Origin of the sequence: Kitasatospora sp. NPDC052896 (assembly GCF_044547075.1) — a bacterium.
Classification (GTDB): Bacteria; Actinomycetota; Actinomycetes; order Streptomycetales; family Streptomycetaceae; genus Kitasatospora.
Genome location: NZ_JBITZU010000010.1, coordinates 13,122 through 34,262 on the forward strand (window position 1 = coordinate 13,122; position 21,141 = coordinate 34,262).

Annotated in this window: 13 protein-coding genes; 10 read left to right on the forward strand and 3 right to left on the reverse strand. The window is 72.4% G+C overall.

All coding sequences use genetic code 11. The annotated features are described in order from the left end of the window. Window positions 1-15 precede the first annotated feature (15 nt). The 3 genes from ACIGXM_RS21345 (at window position 16) to ACIGXM_RS21355 (ending at window position 2,748) form a co-directional block, all read left to right on the forward strand. The gene (locus ACIGXM_RS21345) at window positions 16-525 is read left to right on the forward strand and encodes a DUF664 domain-containing protein (RefSeq protein WP_396563146.1); all 510 of its coding nucleotides are present in this window, start codon (window positions 16-18) and stop codon (window positions 523-525) included. A gap of 268 nt (window positions 526-793) precedes the next feature. Continuing rightward, a complete protein-coding gene (locus ACIGXM_RS21350; RefSeq protein WP_396563148.1) occupies window positions 794-2,053 on the forward strand; it encodes a peptidase S8 in 1,260 nt (419 codons plus the stop codon). A gap of 326 nt (window positions 2,054-2,379) precedes the next feature. Continuing rightward, on the forward strand, window positions 2,380-2,748 hold the full coding sequence (locus ACIGXM_RS21355) for a nuclear transport factor 2 family protein (protein ID WP_396563150.1): 369 nt from the start codon (window positions 2,380-2,382) through the stop codon (window positions 2,746-2,748). Between the two features lie 71 nt (window positions 2,749-2,819). Here ACIGXM_RS21355 and ACIGXM_RS21360 read toward each other — a convergent pair whose 3' ends face one another. Both ACIGXM_RS21360 and ACIGXM_RS21365 read right to left on the reverse strand, forming a co-directional pair. Next, window positions 2,820-3,668, reverse strand: coding sequence for a helix-turn-helix domain-containing protein (locus ACIGXM_RS21360; RefSeq protein WP_396563152.1), 849 nt, complete (start codon window positions 3,666-3,668; stop codon window positions 2,820-2,822). A gap of 80 nt (window positions 3,669-3,748) precedes the next feature. After that, window positions 3,749-4,315, reverse strand: coding sequence for a GNAT family N-acetyltransferase (locus tag ACIGXM_RS21365; RefSeq protein ID WP_396563552.1), 567 nt, complete (start codon window positions 4,313-4,315; stop codon window positions 3,749-3,751). 228 nt (window positions 4,316-4,543) lie between these two features. Here ACIGXM_RS21365 and ACIGXM_RS21370 point away from each other — a divergent pair, with 228 nt between their 5' ends. The 4 genes from ACIGXM_RS21370 to ccrA are packed head-to-tail and all read left to right on the forward strand — an operon-like array spanning window position 4,544 to window position 17,538. Then, window positions 4,544-12,304, forward strand: coding sequence for an amino acid adenylation domain-containing protein (locus tag ACIGXM_RS21370; protein ID WP_396563154.1), 7,761 nt, complete (start codon window positions 4,544-4,546; stop codon window positions 12,302-12,304). Continuing rightward, window positions 12,297-16,112, forward strand: coding sequence for a type I polyketide synthase (locus ACIGXM_RS21375; RefSeq protein WP_396563156.1), 3,816 nt, complete (start codon window positions 12,297-12,299; stop codon window positions 16,110-16,112). Before ACIGXM_RS21370 ends, ACIGXM_RS21375 begins: the two co-directional genes overlap by 8 nt. Before the next feature lie 2 nt (window positions 16,113-16,114). Beyond that, entirely contained in the window at window positions 16,115-16,297 is a 183-nt protein-coding gene (locus ACIGXM_RS21380; protein WP_396563158.1) for an MbtH family protein, read from the forward strand. Continuing rightward, window positions 16,294-17,538 carry a crotonyl-CoA carboxylase/reductase gene (ccrA, locus tag ACIGXM_RS21385; RefSeq protein ID WP_396563160.1) on the forward strand — a complete coding sequence of 415 codons (1,245 nt, stop codon included), beginning with the start codon at window positions 16,294-16,296 and terminating at the stop codon, window positions 17,536-17,538. The genes ACIGXM_RS21380 and ccrA overlap by 4 nt, the downstream gene beginning before the upstream one ends. Window positions 17,539-18,082: 544 nt before the next feature. On the opposite strand, the gene ACIGXM_RS21390 is transcribed toward ccrA, so the two are convergent. Continuing rightward, on the reverse strand, window positions 18,083-18,496 hold the full coding sequence (locus ACIGXM_RS21390; RefSeq protein WP_396563161.1) for an ATP-binding protein: 414 nt from the start codon (window positions 18,494-18,496) through the stop codon (window positions 18,083-18,085). Between the two features lie 474 nt (window positions 18,497-18,970). Here ACIGXM_RS21390 and ACIGXM_RS21395 point away from each other — a divergent pair, with 474 nt between their 5' ends. The 3 genes from ACIGXM_RS21395 to ACIGXM_RS21405 all read left to right on the forward strand — a co-directional run bounded on the left by ACIGXM_RS21395 (window position 18,971) and on the right by ACIGXM_RS21405 (window position 21,136). Further along, window positions 18,971-19,849, forward strand: coding sequence for a helix-turn-helix domain-containing protein (locus ACIGXM_RS21395; RefSeq protein WP_396563163.1), 879 nt, complete (start codon window positions 18,971-18,973; stop codon window positions 19,847-19,849). Further along, complete coding sequence (locus ACIGXM_RS21400) at window positions 19,846-20,076, forward strand: DUF397 domain-containing protein (RefSeq protein WP_396563165.1); 231 nt, start codon at window positions 19,846-19,848, stop codon at window positions 20,074-20,076. Before ACIGXM_RS21395 ends, ACIGXM_RS21400 begins: the two co-directional genes overlap by 4 nt. 634 nt (window positions 20,077-20,710) lie before the next feature. Beyond that, window positions 20,711-21,136, forward strand: coding sequence for a hypothetical protein (locus ACIGXM_RS21405; protein ID WP_396563167.1), 426 nt, complete (start codon window positions 20,711-20,713; stop codon window positions 21,134-21,136). Window positions 21,137-21,141 lie beyond the last annotated feature (5 nt).

Genomic DNA, 21,141 nt, shown 5'->3' on the forward strand with positions numbered 1-21,141 from the left:
CGTGAGGAGCTCCGTGTGAACAGTGCCGCCGATCTGCTGGCCGACGCCTTCGGCCGGATCCGGGAGGGCGTCCATGAGGTTGTCGACGGCCTGGGCGTGGAGGAGCTGGCCGCGCGGGTGGATGCCAGGGCCAACACCATCGCCTGGCTGGTGTGGCACCTGACCCGGGTCCAGGACGATCACGTGGCGGACCTGGCCGGCGGCGAGCAGGTCTGGACCGCGAAGGGCTGGGCGGAGCGCTTCGCGTTGCCCTTCGCCGTCCACGCCACCGGCTACGGGCACGGCGCCAGGCAGGTCGCCGCCGTGCGCGCGCCGGCCGAGCTTTTGACGGGTTACCACGACGCGGTCCACGAGGCGACCGTGGGCTTCCTGCGCCGGCTGCGCGTCGCCGATCTGGCGCGGATCGTCGACGAGAGGTGGAGCCCGCCGGTGACGATGGGGGTGCGGCTGGTCAGCGTCATCTCGGACGATCTCCAGCACGCCGGTCAGGCCGCCTTCGTCCGCGGTCTGCTCCACCACCGTTGAGCCGGCACTGTCCGGGGTCTGCTCCACTACCGGTGGAGCGGACCGCGGGTGGGGTCTGTGCTGGCGGTGCGGGGACGACTCCTGGCGCACCCCCGGCTTCCTGGTGAAGCGGGGTGTGAGGTGTTCCTTAGGGGATCTTGAAGTTGTGGCCTGTCCGGCCCGTCGGGCTGGTGGCAGGCCGTAGGTTCGTGCTCGGCGGCCCGCACGCCGGGGGGCGGCGGGCCGCCGTCCAACTGCCCTGTCCCCAGCCGCCCGTGGGAGAACGACCATGACCCAGCACCGCCGGATCAAGCGCAGGTCCACCAAGATAGCCATCGCGGCCGCCACCACCGTGCTGGCGGCGACCGTGACGCCGCTGCTCATCGGGCAGGCCAGCGCGAGCGAGGACGGTGTTCGGGCGCCGGCCGCGGCCGGGACCACGTGGGTCAACTCCTGTGGCACACCGGCTCCCGGGGACACCATGGTCTGTAACGCGCTGCGGGTGACCAACACCGTCGAGCACGTCGGTGCGCTCGGTGTCGCCCGAGGTGCGGCACCCGCCGGTTATGGCCCCGGCGACCTGCGCAGTGCCTACGAGTTGCCCGCGGATGGCGGCGCGGGCCAGACGGTGGCGATCGTGGACGCCTACAACGATCCCAGTGCCGAGTCCGATCTGGCCGTCTACCGCTCGCAGTTCGGCCTGCCGGCCTGCACCAGCGCCGATGGTTGTTTCACCAAGGTCGGCCAGCGTGGCAGCGGCGGCGCGTTGCCCGCCGACAACCCGGGCTGGGCGGGGGAGATCTCCCTCGATCTCGACATGGTCTCGGCGATCGCTCCGAAGGCGCACATCCTGCTGGTCGAGGCGGACAGCGCCAGCACGGACAACCTGGGCAGTTCGGTGAACGAGGCGGTCAGGTCGGGTGCGAAGTTCGTCTCCAACAGCTACGGCGGTCCCGAGTCCGCCGGGGACACCACGTTCGACGAGAGGTACTACAACCACCCGGGTGTCGCGATCACCGCCAGTTCCGGTGACTCCGGTTTCGGTGTCGAGTACCCGGCGGCTTCGCGTTATGTCACCGCGGTCGGTGGTACCGCTCTCAAGAAGGCTTCCGGTGGGCGTGGTTGGAGTGAGAAGGCGTGGTCCACGGACGCCACCGACGGTGCCGGGTCCGGCTGTTCGACCATCGAGGCCAAGCCCGGCTGGCAGAAGGACGCCGGTTGTGCGGGGCGTACCGTCGCCGATGTCGCGGCGGTCGCCGATCCGGCCACCGGGGTCGCGGTCTACCAGACGTTCGGCGGCTCCGGGTGGAACGTGTACGGCGGCACGAGTGTCGCCGCCCCGATCATCGCGGGTGTCTACGCGGACGCCGGTACCCCCACCGCCGCCTATCCGGCCGCCGACCCGTACGCGCGTCCCGGTGCTCTCAACGACGTGACCAGCGGTGCCACCGCGACCTGCACGCCGGCCTACCTCTGCACCGCCGGCAAGGGCTACGACGGCCCGACGGGCCTGGGCACCCCCAACGGCCTGGCCGCCTTCACCGGCTGACCTTCACCAGCTGACCCGGCCCGGGCGGTCCCGGGCGGCCTCGGGTGGCCTCGGGTGGTCCTGGTCGGTCTCGGTCGGTGTCGGGTGGTCCCGGGTGGTGGGTGGAGTTCGTCGTGGGGGCGTGGGCGATTACCTCGCCGGTCATCGACGTCGCTGTCGTGGGTGCGGCATCGTCGGGGTGTCGCAGGCCGGTGCCCGGTGCGCGGGCCCGCGGCGCCAAGGGCCGTGCCGTGTGCGCCCCCGCTCCTCGCGCGGCACGGGCGGGCGCGTGGACGCACCGTCCACGCGTCACGAGAACGCACCGAAGACGACGAGAGGAACCCGCCTTGTCCCGCTACGAGATCGCCGTCCAGCGCTACTTCGCCGCCTGGAACGCCCGGACGCACACGGACCGGGTGAAGGCCGTGGCCGCCGCCTTCACCGAGGACGCCACCTACACCGACCCGCTGGCCGAGGTGGCGGGGCACGAGGGCCTGGTCGCCGTGATCAGCGGTGCCCAGCAGCGTTTCCAGGGCTTCGAGTTCACGCCCACCGGCACCCCCGACGGCCACCACGACCTGCTGCGCTTCACCTGGGACCTGACCAGCGGGGCGGACGGCTCGGCGCCGGCGGCCGGCTTCGACGTGGTCACCCTGGCCGAGGACGGCCGCATCCGCTCCGTCGCCGGCTTCCTGGACCGCGTCCCCGGGGCCTGACAGCCCGGCCCCCCGGGCCCCTTGACCAGCCACGCCCACGCCCACGCTCACACCCACGTTCGCGTTCGTGTTCAGGTGCGTGCGAGGGTCCGAAGGGCCCGGGCGGTCCGCGTGTCGGCGGGCAGGAACGTCTCGATCGCCAGCTCGCTGACGGTCACGTCCGTCGGGGTGTTGAAGGTGGTCGCCGCGGAGAGGAAGGACAGGACCTGTCCGTTCACCTCGATCCTGAGCGGCAGCGCGTAGCGGTAGGCCTCGGCCGCGGTCGGCGCCTGGTCCGGCCGTGGGTGCCCGTGGCCGGCGCCGTCCGGGGTGCTGTCGGGCATCGGGTAGGCCGCGACCTCCTCGTACAGCGCACGCAGCGCGGGCAGGGGGCGCATCGTGAGCTGGTCCTGGATCCGTTCCAGCAGGTGACCGCGCCACTGGGCCAGGTTGCGGATGCGTGGTGCCAGGCCCTGGGGGTGCAGGGTGAGCCGCATGGCGTTCATCGTGGGCCGCAGCAGGTGCCCGGGCACCTCGTCCAGCAGCAGTTGGATCCCGCGGTTGGCGCTGACGATGTCGTAGCCGGCGTCCATGACCAGGGCGGGATTGGGCTCGTGGGCCGCCAGCAGGCTCTCCAGCGCGGTGCGCGGCGCGCGCATCGCCGGGTCCCCCAGCGGGGTCTGCCGGAAGGCGGGTGCGTAACCCGCCGCGAGGAGCAGGGTGTTGCGCTCGCGTACCGGGACCTTGAGGTGCTCGGCCAGCCGCAGCACCATGGCCTGGCTGGGCTTGGCGCGCCCGGTCTCGATGAAGCTGATGTGCCGGGCCGAACTGTCGGCCTTGAGGGCCAGTTCGAGCTGGCTGATGCCTCGGCGCTGCCGCCAGCCGCGCAGCAGCGTTCCCACCGTGACGTCGTCGGTGCTGTGGGCGATGGCGGCCGTCATGGCGTCGACGATATCCGATGCCGCGCAACCGCCTTGGCGCGCCGCCTCGCTGGGCGTGCGGCGGTGGCACCGGCGGCGGGTCACCTCAGGTCGATGCTCCAGTGGTTGGCGCGCAGCGCCCGGCCGGCGAAGGGCACCGTGAGGGTCTCGTGGCGGGTGAAACCGAGCGCGCGGCAGATCCCGTTGGAGGGGCCGTTGGTCACCGCGGGGTAGGCGTGCACCAGGCCCCAGCGGCCGTCGGCGCGGGCGAGGTCGAGCAGCGCGCCGGCGGCCAGTGTGGCCAGATGGCGGCCCTGGAAGGCGGGCAGCACCATCCAGCCGATCTCGCTGAACGGCCCGCCCCCGCCCGCGTCGCCCCCGTCCGCGCCGCCGCCGCGACCCGCGTCGGCGCCCGTGTCCGTGCCGTGGTTCTCGTGGGTCCACAGGACGACCGTGCCGGCCACCACCTCGGGGCGGGTCTCGTCCGGGATGATCATCTTGATCCACGCGCGGTCGGCCGCCGCGTCGCGCGCGTCACGCTCGACCTTGGCGGCGATGCCCGCGCGCGGCAGCGGGCCGCCGAGTTCGGCCATCATCACCGGGTCGCACCGCAGGCGCAGGTAGACCTCGACGTCCGCGGGGGTGAACCCGACATCGCGCAGCCGCATCCGATCCTCCGCCCGTCCCTCGACGCCGAGCACCGGGATCGTCAACCCGCGCTCCTGGCGGGCCAGTTTACGACCGGCGTGCCAAGGCGCGGGCTGGGCCCGTCGCCCGGGGGCGACCACCTCACCCACTCCGATCCGTGTGACGTGGATCACTCTAGAATTATTCCTTCGCGAAGGTATTGTTTTGCCTCGGCTTCCGCCGTACGGCGACCTCTGGAAGGACACAGGGTGGACGAGGACATGGCGCGACACGGGTTCGACCACGTGATGGCGGCGGTGGCCGTCTATCTGCACCGCCACACCCAGGGCGGTGAAGTCACGGTCGGAGCGCCGGCGTTGACGCTGCGGCTGGATCCGGCGCTGACCTTCGAGGACGTCGTGGCGCGGGTGCGCGAGCGGTTCACGGCCCCGCGCTACGGGCACGAGGACCTGTGCCGGGACCTGGCGCCGGTGCTCGCGCAGCCGCGGGCCGCGGAACTGCCCGACCACCTGGCCCGCCTGACGCTCCTGCTCGATCGGCTGACCGCCCACCCCACCGCCCCGATCGGCCGCTTCGACCTGCTGCTGCCCGCCGAGGCCGCCCTGCTGGAGGAGCAGCACGCCACCGCGCACCCGGTGCCCGCGTGCACGCTCGCCGACCTGATCGAGGCGCAGGTGGCGCGCACCCCGCACGTGGAGGCGGTGCGCACGGCCGAGGCCACCCTCGACTTCGAGGAGCTGAACCGGCGGGCCAACCGGCTGGCCCGGTTGCTCGCGGCGCGCGGCGCGGGCCCGCGCCGCACGGTGGCGATCGCCCTGCCGCGCTCGGCGCAGTGGGTGGTGGCGATGGTGGCGGTCCTCAAGTGCGGTGCGGCGTACGTGCCGTTGGACCTCGACCACCCGGTGGGCCGGCTGGCGGCGGTACTGGCGGACACCGAGCCCGTCGTCGTGCTCACCGACCACGCGGGCCAGGACACCGTCACGCACGCCCACCAAGGCCTCACCACGCTGGTGCTGGAGGACCACGGCGCCGAACTGCGGCACCTGGCCGACACCGACCCCACCGACGGCGAGCTGCCCGGCGGCCGGGCGCGCCCCGGTGACGCGGCGTACGTCATCCACACCTCCGGCACCACCGGCCGGCCCAAGGGCGTGGTCGTCTCGCACGCCGCGATCTGCAACCGGCTGCTGTGGATGCGTCAGGCCTACGGGATCGAGGTGGGCGAGGCGATCCTGCACAAGACCCCGTGCGGGTTCGACGTGTCCGTGTGGGAGCTGCTGCTGCCGCTGATCAGCGGCGCGACGCTGGTCGCCGCCCGCCCGGGCGGGCACCAGGACCCGGCCTACCTGGCCACGCTGATCCGCCGGGAACAGGTCACCACCGCCCACTTCGTGCCCGCCGTGCTCCAGGCCTGCCTCGAGGACCCCAAGCGCTGGCAGGACACGCGACTGCGCCGGATCATCTGCAGCGGCGAGGCACTGCCCACCGAACTGGCCGCCCGCGCCGCCCAGATCACCGGCGCCGACGTCCACAACCTGTACGGGCCCACCGAGGCCGCCGTGGACGTGACCGCCTGGCAGTACTCGCCGGCGGACACCACACCGACCGTCCCGATCGGCCGCCCGGTGTGGAACACCCGCACCCACGTGCTGGACACGGCGCTGCGCCCGGTGGCGCCGGGGGTGGTGGGCGAGCTCTACCTGGCCGGGGACCAGCTCGCAAACGGCTACCTGAACCAGGAAGCCATCACCGCCCAGCGGTTCGTCGCCGACCCGTTCGGCGCGCCCGGCGAGCGGATGTACCGCACCGGCGACCTGGTGCGTCGACTGCCCGGCGGCGAGCTGGAGTTCGTCGGCCGCACGGACGCGCAGATCAAGCTGCGCGGGGTACGGATCGAGCCGGCCGGGATCGAGGCGGCCCTGCTCGCCCACCCGGGCGTCGGCGCCGCGGTGGTGCTGCTGCGCGAGGACCGCCCCGGCCACCCGTACCTGGCCGCCTACGTCGTCCCCCACCCCCACACCGACCCCCACACCGGCCCCGCCCCCGACGCCGACTCCGACTCCGATGCCGGGGCCGGCCGGGGTGGTGGGCCCCAGGCGTGGCGGGCGCATCTGGAGCGGCTGCTGCCCGCCGCGATGGTGCCGGGCGTCTTCGTCACCCTGGAGCGGCTGCCGACCACCGTCAACGGCAAGCTGGACCGCTCGGCCCTGCCCGCCCCCCAGAGCCCCGCCGGCCCCACACCGCCCCACACCCCCCGACAGCGCACCCTGTGCACCCTGTTCGCCCAGGTACTGGACATGCCACAGATCGGCCCCGAGGACAACTTCCTCACCCTGGGCGGGCATTCGCTGACCGCGGCACGCCTGGCCACCTTGGTGCGCGCCGAACTCGGCGTGGAACTGTCCATCCGCGACCTGTACGCCAACCCCACCCCCGCCGCCCTCGCCGAGCGCCTCACCCACGCGCCCGCCGCCCTGCCACCGCTGCTCGCGCTGCCCCGCCCCGCCCGTATCCCGCTCTCCGCGACCCAGGCCAGCCTGTGGTTCCTGGAGCAACTGGACGCCACCACCCCCACCTACAACATGCCGCTGGTCCTGCGCCCCCACCACGCGCTGGACACCGCCGCGCTGCGCGCCGCCCTCGCCGACCTCACCGACCGGCACGAGATCCTGCGCACCCGCCTGACCGTCCAGGACGCCACCCCCTACCAGGACATCGCCGCCCCGGGCACACTCCACCCCGAACTGCGGGTCGTCGACTGCCCGAGCACCGAGATCGCCCACCACGTCGCCGCCGCCACCCACCACCGCTTCGACCTGCGGAGCGACGCCCCCCTGTGGGCCGCCCTCTACGGCAGCACCGCGGGTGAGCAGGTACTGGTGATCGTGCTGCACCACATCGCCGGTGACGGCTGGTCACTGCGCCCCCTGGCACACGACCTGTCCACCGCCTACGCCGCCCGCCTGGCCGGCCACGCCCCCACCTGGCCACCACTGCCCGTCCAGTACGCCGACTACGCCCTGTGGCAGCGCGAGAACCTCACCGAACTGACCAGGCGCCAACTCGACTTCTGGAAGCGGACCCTGCACGACCTGCCCCAGCAGATCCCGCTCCCCACCGGCCACCCCCACACCCCCCACGCCACCGACAGTGCCGCCGGCGGCCCGGGCGGCCAGCACACCATGACGCTGGAGGCGGACCTGCACCACGCGTTGCTGCGCCTGGCCCGTGAGCACCAGGCCAGCTTGTTCATGGTCCTGCACGGCGCGCTGGCGGCCCTGCTCACGCTCGCCGGCGCCGGCACCGACATCCCCATCGGCACCCCCGTCGCCGCCCGCCCGATGAGCGCACTGGACGAACTCATCGGCCACTTCGCCAACACCCTGGTGCTGCGCCTGGACACCGGCGGCAACCCGCGCTTCGAGGAACTGCTGGACCGCGTCAAGGCGGTGGACCTGGCCGCCTACGACCACCAGTACCTGCCCTTCGAGCAGCTGGTCGCCGAGCTGAACCCGCCGCGCGTGGCCGGCCGCCACCCGCTGTTCCAGGTGATGCTCGCCCTGCAGAACAACGCGAACGCCGAACTGCGCCTGGGCCAGGAGACGTTGCCCCTCGAGGTGGGGCACACCGCGACCGCGAAGTTCGACCTGTTCGTCAACGCCGTCGAACGCCACGACGCCGACGGCACCCCCGGCGGCATCGAAGTACGGATCGACTACCGCGCCGAACTGTTCGAACCGGCCGCCGTCGCCCGCCTGGGCCGGCTGTGGCAGGCCCTGCTGGACGCGATCGCCGCCGACCCCACCCACCGCCTGACCGACCTGACCGACCTGACCGACCCGGCCGGTCTGTCCGCCGCGCCGCGGTCGCAGGGCCCGAGCACCGCCTCGAACACCGCGCCCCCCGTGCTCGACCAGCTGCTCGCCCACGACGGCATCCGCGACGGCGCGCACCTGGCACCTGCCGCCGGCGGCCAGAGCGTCGTGGTGGCCGTCCCCACCCACGCCGGCGCCCTGCGCGGCGCCACCCAGGCCCTCGCCGGCCACCGCGTCGTCGCCGTCACGGACCTGCCCCGCACCCCGCAAGGCGCCGTCGACGAGGCCGCGCTGCGCCGGCTGCCACTGATCGACGAACAACTGGCCGACACCTGGCAACACCACCTCGCCCAACTGCCCGGCGTGCTGTCCGCCCAGGTCACCCTGGAGGTGGACACCCCCGAGATCGCCCCGCTGGCGTTCACCACCAGCACCGCCCACCCCACCACCGCCACCGAGCCGCCCCCCACCGCGCCACCGGCCCGGGCGGGCCGCGCCCCGGCCTCGCTCAGCGCGGGCCCCCACCTGCCCGAACCCGACGTGCACGTCCTGGCCGAGGTGCTGCGCAGGGCCGCCCACAGCGGGCCGCAGGCCGAGGTGGTGCACGTCCTCACCGACGGCACCACGGTCCGCGACAGCTACGCGAGCCTGCTCACCCAGGCCCACCACGTGCTCGGCGGCCTACGCCAGCGCGGCCTTAAGCCCGGGGACGCGGTCATCCTGCAGTGCGACGACAACCGGGACTTCCTGGCCGCCCTGTGGGGCTGCGTGCTGGGCGGCTTCGTCGCCGTCCCCCTGACCGTGCCCACCTCCTACCACACCCCCTCCGCCGCCCGCGCCAAACTGGCGGGCGTCCACCGGATGCTCCACCACCCCTGGGTGATCACCTCACCCGACCACCAGGACGCCCTCGCCCACCTCCTGGCCCCCCAGGACGCGGGCGACCCGCGGCCGCGCCTGGCCACCGTGCGGGAACTGCGCACCGCCGAACCCGACCCCCACATCCACCCCGCCCGCGGCGAGGACACCGTGCTGATGCTGCTGACCTCCGGCAGCACCGGCCTGCCCAAGGCGGTACGCCTGAGCCACCGCAACATCGTGACCCGCTGCGCCGCCACCGCCGCCGTCAACGCCCTCACCCCCACCGAGACGACGCTGAACTGGATCCCCCTGGACCACGTCACCGGCGTGGTCATGTTCCACCTGCGCGACGTCTACCTCACCTGCCGCCAGATCCACGCCCCCACCGCCTGGGTGCTCGCCGACCCGCTGCGCTGGCTCGACCTGGCCCACCAACACGCCGTCACCGTCAGCTGGGCCCCCAACTTCGCCTTCGGCCTGGTCGCCGAACACGCCCACCGCATGACCGATCGCACCTGGGACCTGTCACGACTGCGGCTGCTCACCAACGCCGGCGAGGTCGTCGTCCCCACCACCGCCCGCCGCTTCCTGACCCTGCTGGCCCCCCACGGACTGCCGCAGAGCGCGATGCACCCCGGCTGGGGCATGTCCGAGACCTCCTCGGTCGTCACGGACGCCGAACTGCCCGCCACCCCCGCCCCGGACGAAGGCGCCGTGGTCAGCTGCGGCCGCCCCTACCCCGGCTTCGCGATGCGCGTCGTCGACGAGAACGACCACATCGTCGACGAAGGCACCCCCGGCCGCCTCCAGGTCCGCGGCACCACGGTGACCCGCGGCTACCACGACAACCCCGAACAGAACGCCGAGGCCTTCACCACCGAGGGCTGGTTCGAGACCGGCGACCTCGCCTACCTGCGCGACGGGGAACTGTATCTGACCGGCCGCGCCAAGGACGTCATCATCATCAACGGCGTCAACCACTACAGCCACGAGATCGAGGCCATCGCCGAGGAACTCCCCTTCGTCGAACGCTCCTTCACCGCCGCCTGCGCCGTGCGCACCGACCCCGCCGCCAGCACGGACGAACTCGCCCTGTTCGTCCACCTCACCCCCGGCCACGACGAGGCCACCGCCCTGGCCGAACTACGCGCCAAGATCACCCGCGAGAGCGGCATCAGCCCCGCCCACCTCATCCCCGTCACCGCCGACGACATCCCCAAGACCGAGATCGGCAAGATCCAACGCACCCTGCTCCGCCGCCGCTTCGAAGCGGGCCAGTACGACCAGACGATCCAGCGCGTCCAACACCTGCTGGGCGACGCCACCACCGTGCCCGACTGGTTCCTGCACCCCGTCTGGCAACACGCCCACCTCACCCCCACCACCACCCGCCCCACCGGCCCCGTCCTGCTGCTCACCCCCACCCCGCACACCTGGGCCGACCAACTGGCCGAACACCTGCGGGCAGCGGGCCGACTGTGCACCGTGGTCTCCTTCGACGACCACCCCCACCGCCACGACGCCGCCACCTACCGGCTGCGCCCCGACGCCGTCGAGGACTGGTCCGCCCTGCTGGACCAACTCGCCGCCGACGACCGCACCCCCCAGGCCGTCCTGCACCTGACCACCCCCCACCTGCCGGACAGCCCCACCACCCTCCACCAGGCCCAACAGGGCGGCGCCGAAGCCCTGCTGTGCCTGACCAAAGCCCTGGCCGCGCACCGCGAGGACCCCGCACCCATCGCCATCCACCTGGTCACCCAGGGCGCCTTCGCCCTCCAGGACGGCGAACAGCCCAGCTACCCGCACGCCACCGCCGGCGCCCTGCTCAAGAGCCTGCGAGCCGAACTGCCCTGGCTGACCGGCCGCCACATCGACCTCGACACCCCCGACACCCAAGCGCTGCTCGCCGAAATCCACACCCCCACCACCGACCCCGACATCGCCTACCGCGCGGGGCAACGCCGGGTACGCCGCCTGGCCCCCCTGCCCGGCCCGCTGCCACCCGCCCCCGCCCACCTGCCCGGCACCCCGGGCGGATTCCACGTCATCAGCGGCGGACTGGGCGCCCTGGCCCGCGAGATCGCCGACCACCTGCTCACCCACCCCCACACCCACCTCCTGCTCCTGGGCCGCACCCCCCTGCCCCCCGAAGCCGACTGGCCCGCACACATCGCCACCGGCTCCGACCTCGGCCAACGCCTGGCCGCCCTGCGCGCCCTGCGCGAGAAGGGCACGGTGCGCTACACCGCCACCGACGTCACCGACCAGCACCAGGTCCACGCCGCCATCACCCAAGCCGGCCAGGACTGGGACCGCCCACTCGCCGCGATCTTCCACCTGGCCGGCCACTTCGAACAGAAACCCGCCCTGGAGTACGACCTGGACCAGTGGCGCCACGCCCTGGCCGCCAAGGTCACCGGCGGCTGGATCCTCGCCCGCCTGGCCGCCGAACAGCCCGGCGCCGCGTTCATCGCCCTCTCCTCCGTCAACGGATTCTTCGGCGGCGCCCTCAGCAGCGCCTACGCCGCCGCCAACGCCTTCCTCGACGCCCTGGCCACCCACCACCGCCACACCACGAACACCGACGCCCACAGCCTGGCCTTCAGCCGCTTCGACGCCCTCGGCATGAGCCGCACCCACACCCTGACCGCCCTCACCGAAGCCCGCGGCTACCGCACCGTGGACCTCACAGGCGGACTGCGCAGCCTGCGCGCGGCCCTCGCCCTGCCCCAGGCCCACCTGCTGATCGGCGCCGACCGCGCCGCCACCTGGGTGGGCAGCCACGTCCTGGCCCCCGCCCGCCCCCTGCACCGCCTCACCGCCCGCCTCGCCCTGGCCGACGACACCGACCTCACCGCCCTGACCCACGCCGCCACCCACAGCGCCCAACAGATCGGCGCCGGCCACCACTGGACCCTGCGCACCGCCGGCACCCCCCACACCGACACCACCCCCGCCAACGACCAGGCCACCTTGCAGCACCGCCACGAACTGGAACAGCGACTGACCGCGATCTGGAGCGAGGTCCTGGGCAAACACGTCGAACCCGGCGACAACTTCTTCGACCTCGGCGGCAACTCCCTGCTCCTGCTGCGCGCCCACACCCTGCTCAACGAACGCCTGGGCAGCGACCTGACCGTGGTCGACCTGTTCGCCCACCCCACCATCCGCTCCCTCGCCACCCACCTGGCCCCCACCCAGCCACCCACCCCCCAACCGGGCGCCACCACACCACCGCCCACCACCCGCCGCCCCCAAGGGCGCGCCACACCACGCCGCCCCCGCCCCCCGCGCCGCCCGGACACCGAAGGGACCACCCACCATGTCTGACGCCACCACCAGCGGTCCCGGCACCGACGACGGCGACCAGGCCTACGACATCGCCGTCATCGGCCTGGCCGCCCGCCTGCCCGGCGCCAGCGACGCCACCGAGTTCTGGGACCTGCTCGCCACCGGCCGCGACGCGAGCCGACCCATCAGCGACCAGGAGTTCCTGGCCGCCGGCGGCGACCCGGCGGACCTGAAGGACCCCTCGCTGGTACGGCGGATCTCGACCGTCGAGGGCATCGAGGAGTTCGACGCCGCGTTCTTCAACCTCAGCCCGGCCGACGCCGAACTCCTCGACCCACAACAGCGCCTGCTCCTCGAATGCGCCTACCACGCCCTCGAGGACGCCGGCCACGCCAGCACGCCCGAGGACCCCCAGGACCCCCGGGCACCGATCGTGGGCGTCTACGCGGGCGCGGACGACAGCCACTACTACCCGGCCCACGTCCACCCCCGCTTCGCCCACCGCCCCTCCTCGGTCGCCGCCACCCACGCCGCCATCAGCAACTCCCTGGGCGCCCTCGCCACCCGCCTCTCCTACCACCTCGGCCTGACCGGACCCAGCCTGACCGTCCAGACCACCTGCTCCACCGCCCTGGTCGCCCTGCACACCGCCTGCCAGGAACTCCTCGCCTACCACTGCGACATCGCCCTGACCGCCGCCGCCAGCATCAACACCTCCGCCCCCCTGGGCTACCACCACACCCCCGACGGCCCCTTCTCCCCGGACGGCCGCGTCCGCGCCTTCGACGCGAACGCCCAGGGCACCGCGGACGGCAACGGCGTGGGCGTGGTCGTCCTCAAACGCCTGGAAGACGCCCTCGCCGACGGCGACCGCATCCGGGCCGTCATCAAGGGCAGCGCCGTCAACAACGACGGCCGCCGCAAGGTCGGCTTCACCGCACCCAGCCTCCAAGGCCAGCACGAGGTGATCCTGCAGGCCCAACAGGCCGCCGGCATCGACGCCGACACGATCGGCTACGTCGAGGCCCACGGCACCGGCACCCGACTCGGCGACCCGATCGAAGTAGCCGCCCTGACCACCGCGTTCCGCACCACCACCACGCGCCACCAGTACTGCGCGCTCGGCTCGGTGAAGACCAACATCGGCCACCTGGGCGCCGCCGCCGGCATGGCCGGCCTCCTCAAGGCGGTCCTGGCCCTGGAACACCAGGCCATCCCACCCAACCTGCACTTCGAGAACCCCAACCCACTGATCGACTTCACCACCAGCCCCTTCTACGTCCCCACCACCCTCACCCCCTGGCCCCACACCGGCAGCCCACGCCGGGCCGCGGTGAGCGCGTTCGGCGTGGGCGGCACCAACGCCCACGTCATCCTCGAAGAAGCCCCCCACCACCCCACCCCACCCGCACCGCCCGCACCGCAGGACCGCCCAAGGATCCTCCCGCTGTCCGCCCACACCCCAACCGCCCTGCGCCAAGCGGCCACCGACCTGGCCGAGCACCTCACCACCCACCCCCACCAGACCCTCGCCGACACCGCCCACAGCCTGCGCGTCCAACGCCCACCGATGCCACACCGCACCGCCGTGGTCGCCACCACCACCCTCGAGGCCACCCACCTCCTGACCGCCCCGCCGCCCACCCACACCGCGACCAGCACACCGCCACCCGTGGCCTTCCTCCTGCCCGGCGGCGGCACCCAGTACGTCGGCATGGGCGCCGGCCTCTACCGCGACATCCCCCTCTACCGCGAGACCATCGACGACTGCGCCCGCATCCTCACCCCCCACCTGGCCCGCGACCTGCGCACCGACCTGTTCCAGCACACCGAACCCGCCAGCATCGAGGCGTTCCTTTCCCTGGTCGCCACCCAGTACGCGCTGGCCCGCACCCTGATCGCACACGGCGTGCGACCCGCCGCCCTGATCGGACACTCCCTGGGCGAATACACCGCCGCGTGCCTGGCCGGCGTGCTCTCCCTGGACCAGATGCTGCCCCTGGTCGCCACCCGCCTGCGCCTGATCATCGCCGCCGGCGGCGCCACCACCAGCGTCGCACTGGGCGAGGCGGACCTGGCCGGCTACCTCACCGACGACCTGTCACTGGCCGCCGTCAACGGCCCCACCGCCTGCACGGTCGCCGGACCCGAGCGCGCGATCGCCGCCCTGGAAGCCAAACTCACCGCCAACGACATCACCCACCGCCGACTGCGGATGCCCGCCGCCGCGCACTCACTGATGCTCGACCCCGTCCTGGACACCTTCGCCACCGCCCTCGAGGCCGTCGACCTCCACCCCCCGCGCATCCCCTACATCACCAACGTCACCGGCACCTGGACCACCGACACCCAGGCACGCGACACCGGACACTGGCTCGCCCACACCCGCCACACCGTCCGCTTCGCCGACGGCATCACCACCCTGTGCCAGGCCCCAACCCCCCTGCTGCTGGAAGTCGGCCCCGGCACCGTCCTGACCACCCTGGCCCGAACCACCCCGGCCGCCACCGACGCCACCACGCTGACGACCATGCGACACGCCAAGGCCGAGCGCCCCGACACCCAGGTCCTCGGCGAAGCCCTCGCCCGACTGTGGAGCACCGGGCTGCCCATCGACCTGACCACCTTCAACGGCGACCACACCCCCAACCGCCGGGTACCGCTGCCCCCCTACCCCTTCGACCGCCACCGCCACTGGATCCCCGCCCCCCACACCACCCAGGCCCCCACCACCCAGGCCCCCAGCACCCCCAACGCCCAGGCCCCCAACGCCCAGGCACCCGCCCCCACCGAACCGCCCCGCCCGCGGACCCGGGCACCGCGCCCCCACCTCGCCGCCCCCTACACCCCACCGACCACCACCCTGGAACGCCTGGTCACCGACCACTGGGAACAGGTCCTGGCCATCTCCGGGATCGGCACCAGGGACAACTTCTTCGACCTCGGCGGCGACTCGATGCGCGCCGTCCTGCTCACCAGCCAACTGCGCACCGCCGGCGTCCTCGACATCCCCGTCACCCGCCTGCTCGCCACCCCCACCATCGCCGCCCTGACCGCCGACACCACGGACCACGACGGCGCGCTGGCCCCCGTACTGGCCCTACGCGCCGAAGGCACCAGACGCCCGCTGTTCTGCGTGCACCCCAGCATCGGCACCGCCTGGTGCTACACCGCCCTGCTCCCCGGGCTCGGCCCCGACCAGCCCCTCTACGGACTCCAGGCCCACGGACTCGACGGCCACCATGCGCCCGCCGAACACGCCGACCAGATGGTGCGCGACTACCTCACCCACCTGCGCGCCATCCAGCCACACGGCCCCTACCGGCTGCTCGGCGGCTCCTACGGCGGCATGGTGGCGCACGCGATGGCCACCGAACTGCGCCGCCAGGGCGAGCAGGTGGAACTACTGGCGATGATGGACAGCCCGCTGCCCGCACACCTCGCCCAACTCCCCGTCCCCACAGCCGAGGAGGCCCAGCGGCAGGTGCAGGCCATCCTCACCGGCGACGGCTCCACACTGCCGCTGGCACCCGAGGACGTGCGGGCGATGGCCCGCGTCTTCGCCAACAACCTCCGCATCAGCCCCGGCTTCACCCCCTCCCTCCTCGACGGCGACCTGCTCTTCTTCACCGCCACCGACCACGGCACCATCCCCCAGGGCCTGCCCGCCCCCACCCGCGCAACCGCCACCCAGCCGCTGGCCACCGCCTGGCAACAGCACCTCACCGGCACCGTGCACAACCACCAACTCACCTGCGGCCACTACGAGATGACCCGCCCCGAGCACATCGCCCAGGTCGGCCGGACACTCGCCCACGCCCTTGCCGCACTCGACCGGAAGGACTGACCGTGCCCAGCCCCTTCGACCCCACCGACAGGGACGACCGCGCCTCACACCTGGTGCTGGTCAACGCCAGCGGCCAGTCGAGCCTGTGGCCCGCCTTCGCCCGGACACCGGCCGGCTGGACGATCGCCCTGCCCGCCACCACCCACCACGACTGCCTCGCCTACCTGCAGGGAGAAGCGCGATGACGAAGGAACTGTACGAGCTCGGCGACGCCCCGCCCCTGGGCGAGTACCCGAAGCTGATGTACGCCTCGGTGATCCGCCCCGAGCGCTACGGCCGCCCCGCCGACGCCTTCCAGACCGAGGTGGTCGACACCCCCGAGCCCGGCCGCGGCCAGGTCCTGATCAAGATGATGGCCGCCGGCGTCAACTACAACAACGTCTGGGCCGCGCTCGGCCACCCGGTCGACGTCATCGCCGCCCGCCAGCGCCGCGGCGAGCAGGAGGCCTTCCACATCGGCGGCTCGGACGGCGCCGGCGTGGTGTGGGCGGTCGGCGAGGACGTACGCACGATCAAACCGGGCGACGAGGTGGTCATCCTCGGCAACCAGTGGGACGAACACGCCGAGGACATCCGGCTCGGCGCCGACCCGTGCACCTCCTCCACCCAGACCGTGTGGGGCTACGAGGAGAACTACGGCTCCTTCGCGCAGTTCGCCGTCGTGGACGAGTACCAGTGCCACCCCAAGCCCCGCCGACTGTCCTGGGCCCAGGCCGCCTGCTACATGGTCACCGCCGCCACCGCCTACCGCCAGCTCTTCGGCTGGGACCCCCACACGGTGCGCCCGGGCGACCCGGTGCTGATCTGGGGCGGCGCCGGGGGACTGGGCTGCATCGCCATCCAACTGGTCCGCTGGGCCGGCGGCATCCCCATCGCCGTGGTCTCCAACACCGAGCGGGGCGAGGAGTGCGTGCGCCTGGGCGCGAAGGGCTACCTCAACCGCCGCGACTTCGACCACTGGGGACGACTGCCCCACACCAACGACCAGGAGGCGATGAGCCGCTGGCTGGCCGGCGCCCGCGCCTTCGGCCGCCGCTTCTGGGAGGTCCTCGGCGAGCGCCGCGCCCCGCGCATCGTCCTGGAACACTCCGGCGCCGACACCATCCCCACCTCCATGTACCTGTGCGACAACGCCGGCATGGTGGTCATCTGCGGCGGCAGCACCGGCTACAACGGGGACGTGGACCTGCGCTTCCTGTGGATGCGGCAAAAGCGCCTGCAGGGCTCACACGCCGCCAACGCCCGCCAGGCCCGCGAGGTCACCGCACTCATCGACCGCGGCATCGTGGACCCCTGCCTGTCACTGACCTTCGACTTCGAGGAGCTCGGCGACGCCCACCAACTCCTGCACGACAACCGCCACCCGATGGGCAACCTCGCCGTCCTCATCGGCGCCACCAGCCCCACCGACGGCGCCCACGAATAACCCCCGCCGCCCAACCCGAGCCCGCCGCCGGCCCCTTCCCCCGACCCGGGGCAGGGGCCGGCCGTTGCCGGACCCCGCCGTGGGCCGCGGCCCACACGATCAACGGCGGATGCTCCGACGATGGGTTCGACCCTGACGCGCGGGAATTTTGACGGTCCTACCATGGACCGCATGGGGGAGCGCGAACCGCGCGCCGATACCCAACGGGATTACCCGCACCTTCGTGATCACCCGGGGCGAGTCGGTCTTCCACTGCACAGTGACCTGCGAGGCGCTGTCGGATGGTCAGCGCCGGGCGGCCCGCTACGACCAGGAGATCCACACCCGCGCAGGGCCCCCACTGACCACCGCCCTGACGAGGGCCCAGGAGCCTGCGTCCCGTGCTTCCCGCACTACCGGCCGGGCACCGGCGCCACGCGGTGTTGACCGTGGACAGGTCGATGGTTGTCAAGGCGCCGCATGCGCCACCGACTACCAGGCCCGTGCCAGCCCAACACGTCGCGTGTGACGAACGGTTGACGTTGAGCCGGCATATCTTGTGCGTTCAGTTGTCGGTCGACACCTCGGTACGGCACCGGATGTCCGGTGGCCGTGTGCCGGGCATCGCGATTGTTGCGAAGACAAACTTGCCCTTCCCGTCGGGCCGCCATCCCCATGCGATGGTCTCGGTGGCGATCACCGTCAGGCCGCGACCGCGGGTGTCGTCGTCGTACGGCCGGCGCGGGCTGGGCGGGGTCGGGGAGCCGTCGGCGACTTGGACGGCGAGGTTCCCGCGCGGGGTCAGCCAGAGGTCAACAGTGACCGGTCCGCTGCCCGCGGCGTGCGTGACAGCATTGGTGACCAGCTCGGATACGACCAACGCGGCGGTGTCCGCGTAACTGTCAGGCAGATCGACCAGCCAGGAGCGCAGCGTGGCGACGGCCCACCTGCGCGTGGTGGGGACGGCGCCACAGTCCATCGGTACGGTCCATGAAGTGCTACAAGGCGGCTCGGCGGAGGCAGAGGGGGTGTTGAGCGTTGCGGGCATGTCGGTCCTTCGAGGTGCGGTACGCGTGGCTGGCCAGTGCGCAGGCCAGCCGGAGGGGTCATCAGGGAGGACGGCTCGTTGACGGCCGCCTGGGCTCGGATCAGCCGCGCCGAGACGGACGCCCCGGCCTGCGGTCATGTCGTGGCAGGCGGCTGGCGCCGGAAGGGGAACCGGGGCGAGAGGCTCGAACGGGCATGGAGAGGCTCCAAGTCATCACAGTGATCGCGATGTGACGGAGTGTCATTACCTGCGCCTACAGAGTGCCCCTTGAAACCTCAACTGGCAAGCTTGTAACCCATACTGGCAATGTTGAAAACAGGTGTTCTATCGACCGTTGCACCCGACGGGTGCCAAACTGCACCCGTCGGCACGACAGCCGCACCTGGAGAGGATCGGATCGCACCTATGCCCAACATGCGCGCTGTTCCGACGGTCCGTCGCCGTCGCCTCGGCAAGGCGCTACGCCAGTACCGCACCGACGCTCAGTTGAGCGGAGAGCAGGTGGCGGAGCTGATGGGCGAGCGGTGGGACGGCCCCAAGATCAGCCGGATCGAGCATGCCACGGCCAAGATCAGTGCCCCCGAGGTCGCCAAATTCCTCGATCTCTGCGGTGTGACCGATCCGGAGGTCATCACTGCGCTGGAGGAGTTGGCCCGCAATGCCGGCAAGACCGGTTGGTGGAGTAACTACGGCACGACGGCGGTCCCACAGCACGTCGAAGACCTCATCGCGGCGGAGACCGAGGCGAAGAGTGTTCGGTGCTACCACCCGAACGTGATCCCGGGGTGGCTGCAGACCGCCGCGTACGCTCGGGAGATCACCACCGCCACCGCTTTCCGCATCCCGCCGGAGGAGCATCCCGCCATCGTGGACGTCAGGATGGCCCGGCAGGCCGTCCTGACTCAGCCCAGTGGTCTACCCAAGTGGCGATTCGTCCTGCACGAGTCGCTGATGATGCAGCGCTTCGTCTCCCATCCGTCCCTGATGCGCGACCAACTGCAGCGCCTGCTGGACGTGGCCGAGCTGCCGAACATCGAACTCCAGATCATGCCGCTGACTGCCGGACCGCACCCGGGGGCCTCAGGTACCTTTACGATCTTCCGATTCCCCAGGCCGTGGCCACCCATCGCCATGACCGAAGATCGGCACGACATGCGCTACTTCGAGGGAGAAGAACTCGCGGGCGAGTATGAAGAGGCGTTCGAGCGGATCCTGGCCGCCGCACTTCCCGCCGACCAGTCGCGGGAGACCATCAAGAAGCACATGGAAGGACATAACCGTTGAGCACCGCCCCTGACCCCAAGGTCGATCTCTATGCACTCGACCTGACCGGCCTGCCCCGCCACAAGTCGCCCTACAGCCAGAACAACAACAACTGCGTGGAGGTCACCTACCTGCCGGGGGGCGGCGTCGCTCTCACGGACAGCAAACGCCCGGACCGCGACGACCAGCGCTTCACCGAAGCTGAGTGGGATGCCTTCACGAAGGCCATCCGCGAGGGTCTGCTGTAGCCTCCAGGCTCACCGTCGAGGGCCGTCGGCCGGCGGTCACGCAGGATGACCTGCTTGGGCCCCGGCCTGGCGGCGGGCGGCCCGGTCCGGGGAGGAGCCACGCACCGCGCAGTGTTCTGGCGGCCACCGTACTGAACCAGGGACACGGTGCCCGCCCCCTGTTGCCCGCACTGCCGGCCGGGAACCGACACTCAGTGGACGTGCACCCCGCCCCAGCAGTCCTCGGCGTGGTCCCCGCCGAGAGCGCTCGGGTGGCGGCAGGCCAGCGCCCGGACCGGCCCGAGGGCGGTTCCACACCCGTACTCGGTGTCCGGCCTCCAACAGCCGCCCGGTCATCTCCCGGCCCCTGGCGCCAAGCCGGTGAATTCGACCCGCACGACGGCTCCCGCTCCTCGGCGCGAGCGGCGAGTATCCGCTGATCCTGGGTCCGCCAGCGATCCCGCCCGGCCTGTGACGCCCGCCGGACCACCGCACCGGCCACCCACCCACTCGACCCGCCCCGGCCCTCAAGTCACCACCGGGGCAGCGGATTTCCCCTCCCTCGCGACGAACAACGCCCTATCCTCGGCGGTACCTTGATGGACGGACGAACCCGTGTTCGGCCCACCCGGTCGGACAGGTGAGGGGCGAACCAGTGGCAGTGCAGATCCACCTTCGGTTACGGGCGGCGGACGACGACATGGAGCGCCTGGAGCGCTCCACCGGCCAGCTCCGCGGCGAACTGCTCGAACTCGACGTCCAGGACGTCACCCCCGTCAGCGCCGGCCAGGCCCCGCCCGGCACCCGGGCGGTGGACGTCGCCCAGGTCGGCAGCCTGCTGGTGACCATCGCCCAGGCGCCGCAGACCCTGCGTCAGGTGGTCCAGACGATCCGCGGCTGGCTGACCCGGGACCCGGGCGCCCACAGCGTGGAGATCACCCTCGGCGGCGACCGGCTGGTCGTCAGCGGAGCCGGCGCCCAGACCGAACAGCGCCTGGTCGAGGCCTGGCTGAAAGCACACGGCCTGGAAACCGCCCAGCAGCCCGGCCCCCAGCAGGCCGGCAGCGGACAGGCGGGCTGATCACC

Excerpts from the sequence above, each read along its gene's own strand:
- ACIGXM_RS21350 (WP_396563148.1), top strand. The coding sequence starts at position 794 with ATGACCCAGCACCGCCGGATCAAGCGCAGGTCCACCAAGATAGCCATC.
- ACIGXM_RS21360 (WP_396563152.1), bottom strand. The coding sequence starts at position 3,668 with ATGACGGCCGCCATCGCCCACAGCACCGACGACGTCACGGTGGGAACG.
- ACIGXM_RS21365 (WP_396563552.1), bottom strand. The coding sequence starts at position 4,315 with ATGCGGCTGCGCGATGTCGGGTTCACCCCCGCGGACGTCGAGGTCTAC.
- ACIGXM_RS21375 (WP_396563156.1), top strand. The coding sequence starts at position 12,297 with ATGTCTGACGCCACCACCAGCGGTCCCGGCACCGACGACGGCGACCAG.
- ccrA (WP_396563160.1), top strand. The coding sequence starts at position 16,294 with ATGACGAAGGAACTGTACGAGCTCGGCGACGCCCCGCCCCTGGGCGAG.
- ACIGXM_RS21390 (WP_396563161.1), bottom strand. The coding sequence starts at position 18,496 with ATGGACTGTGGCGCCGTCCCCACCACGCGCAGGTGGGCCGTCGCCACG.
- ACIGXM_RS21395 (WP_396563163.1), top strand. The coding sequence starts at position 18,971 with ATGCCCAACATGCGCGCTGTTCCGACGGTCCGTCGCCGTCGCCTCGGC.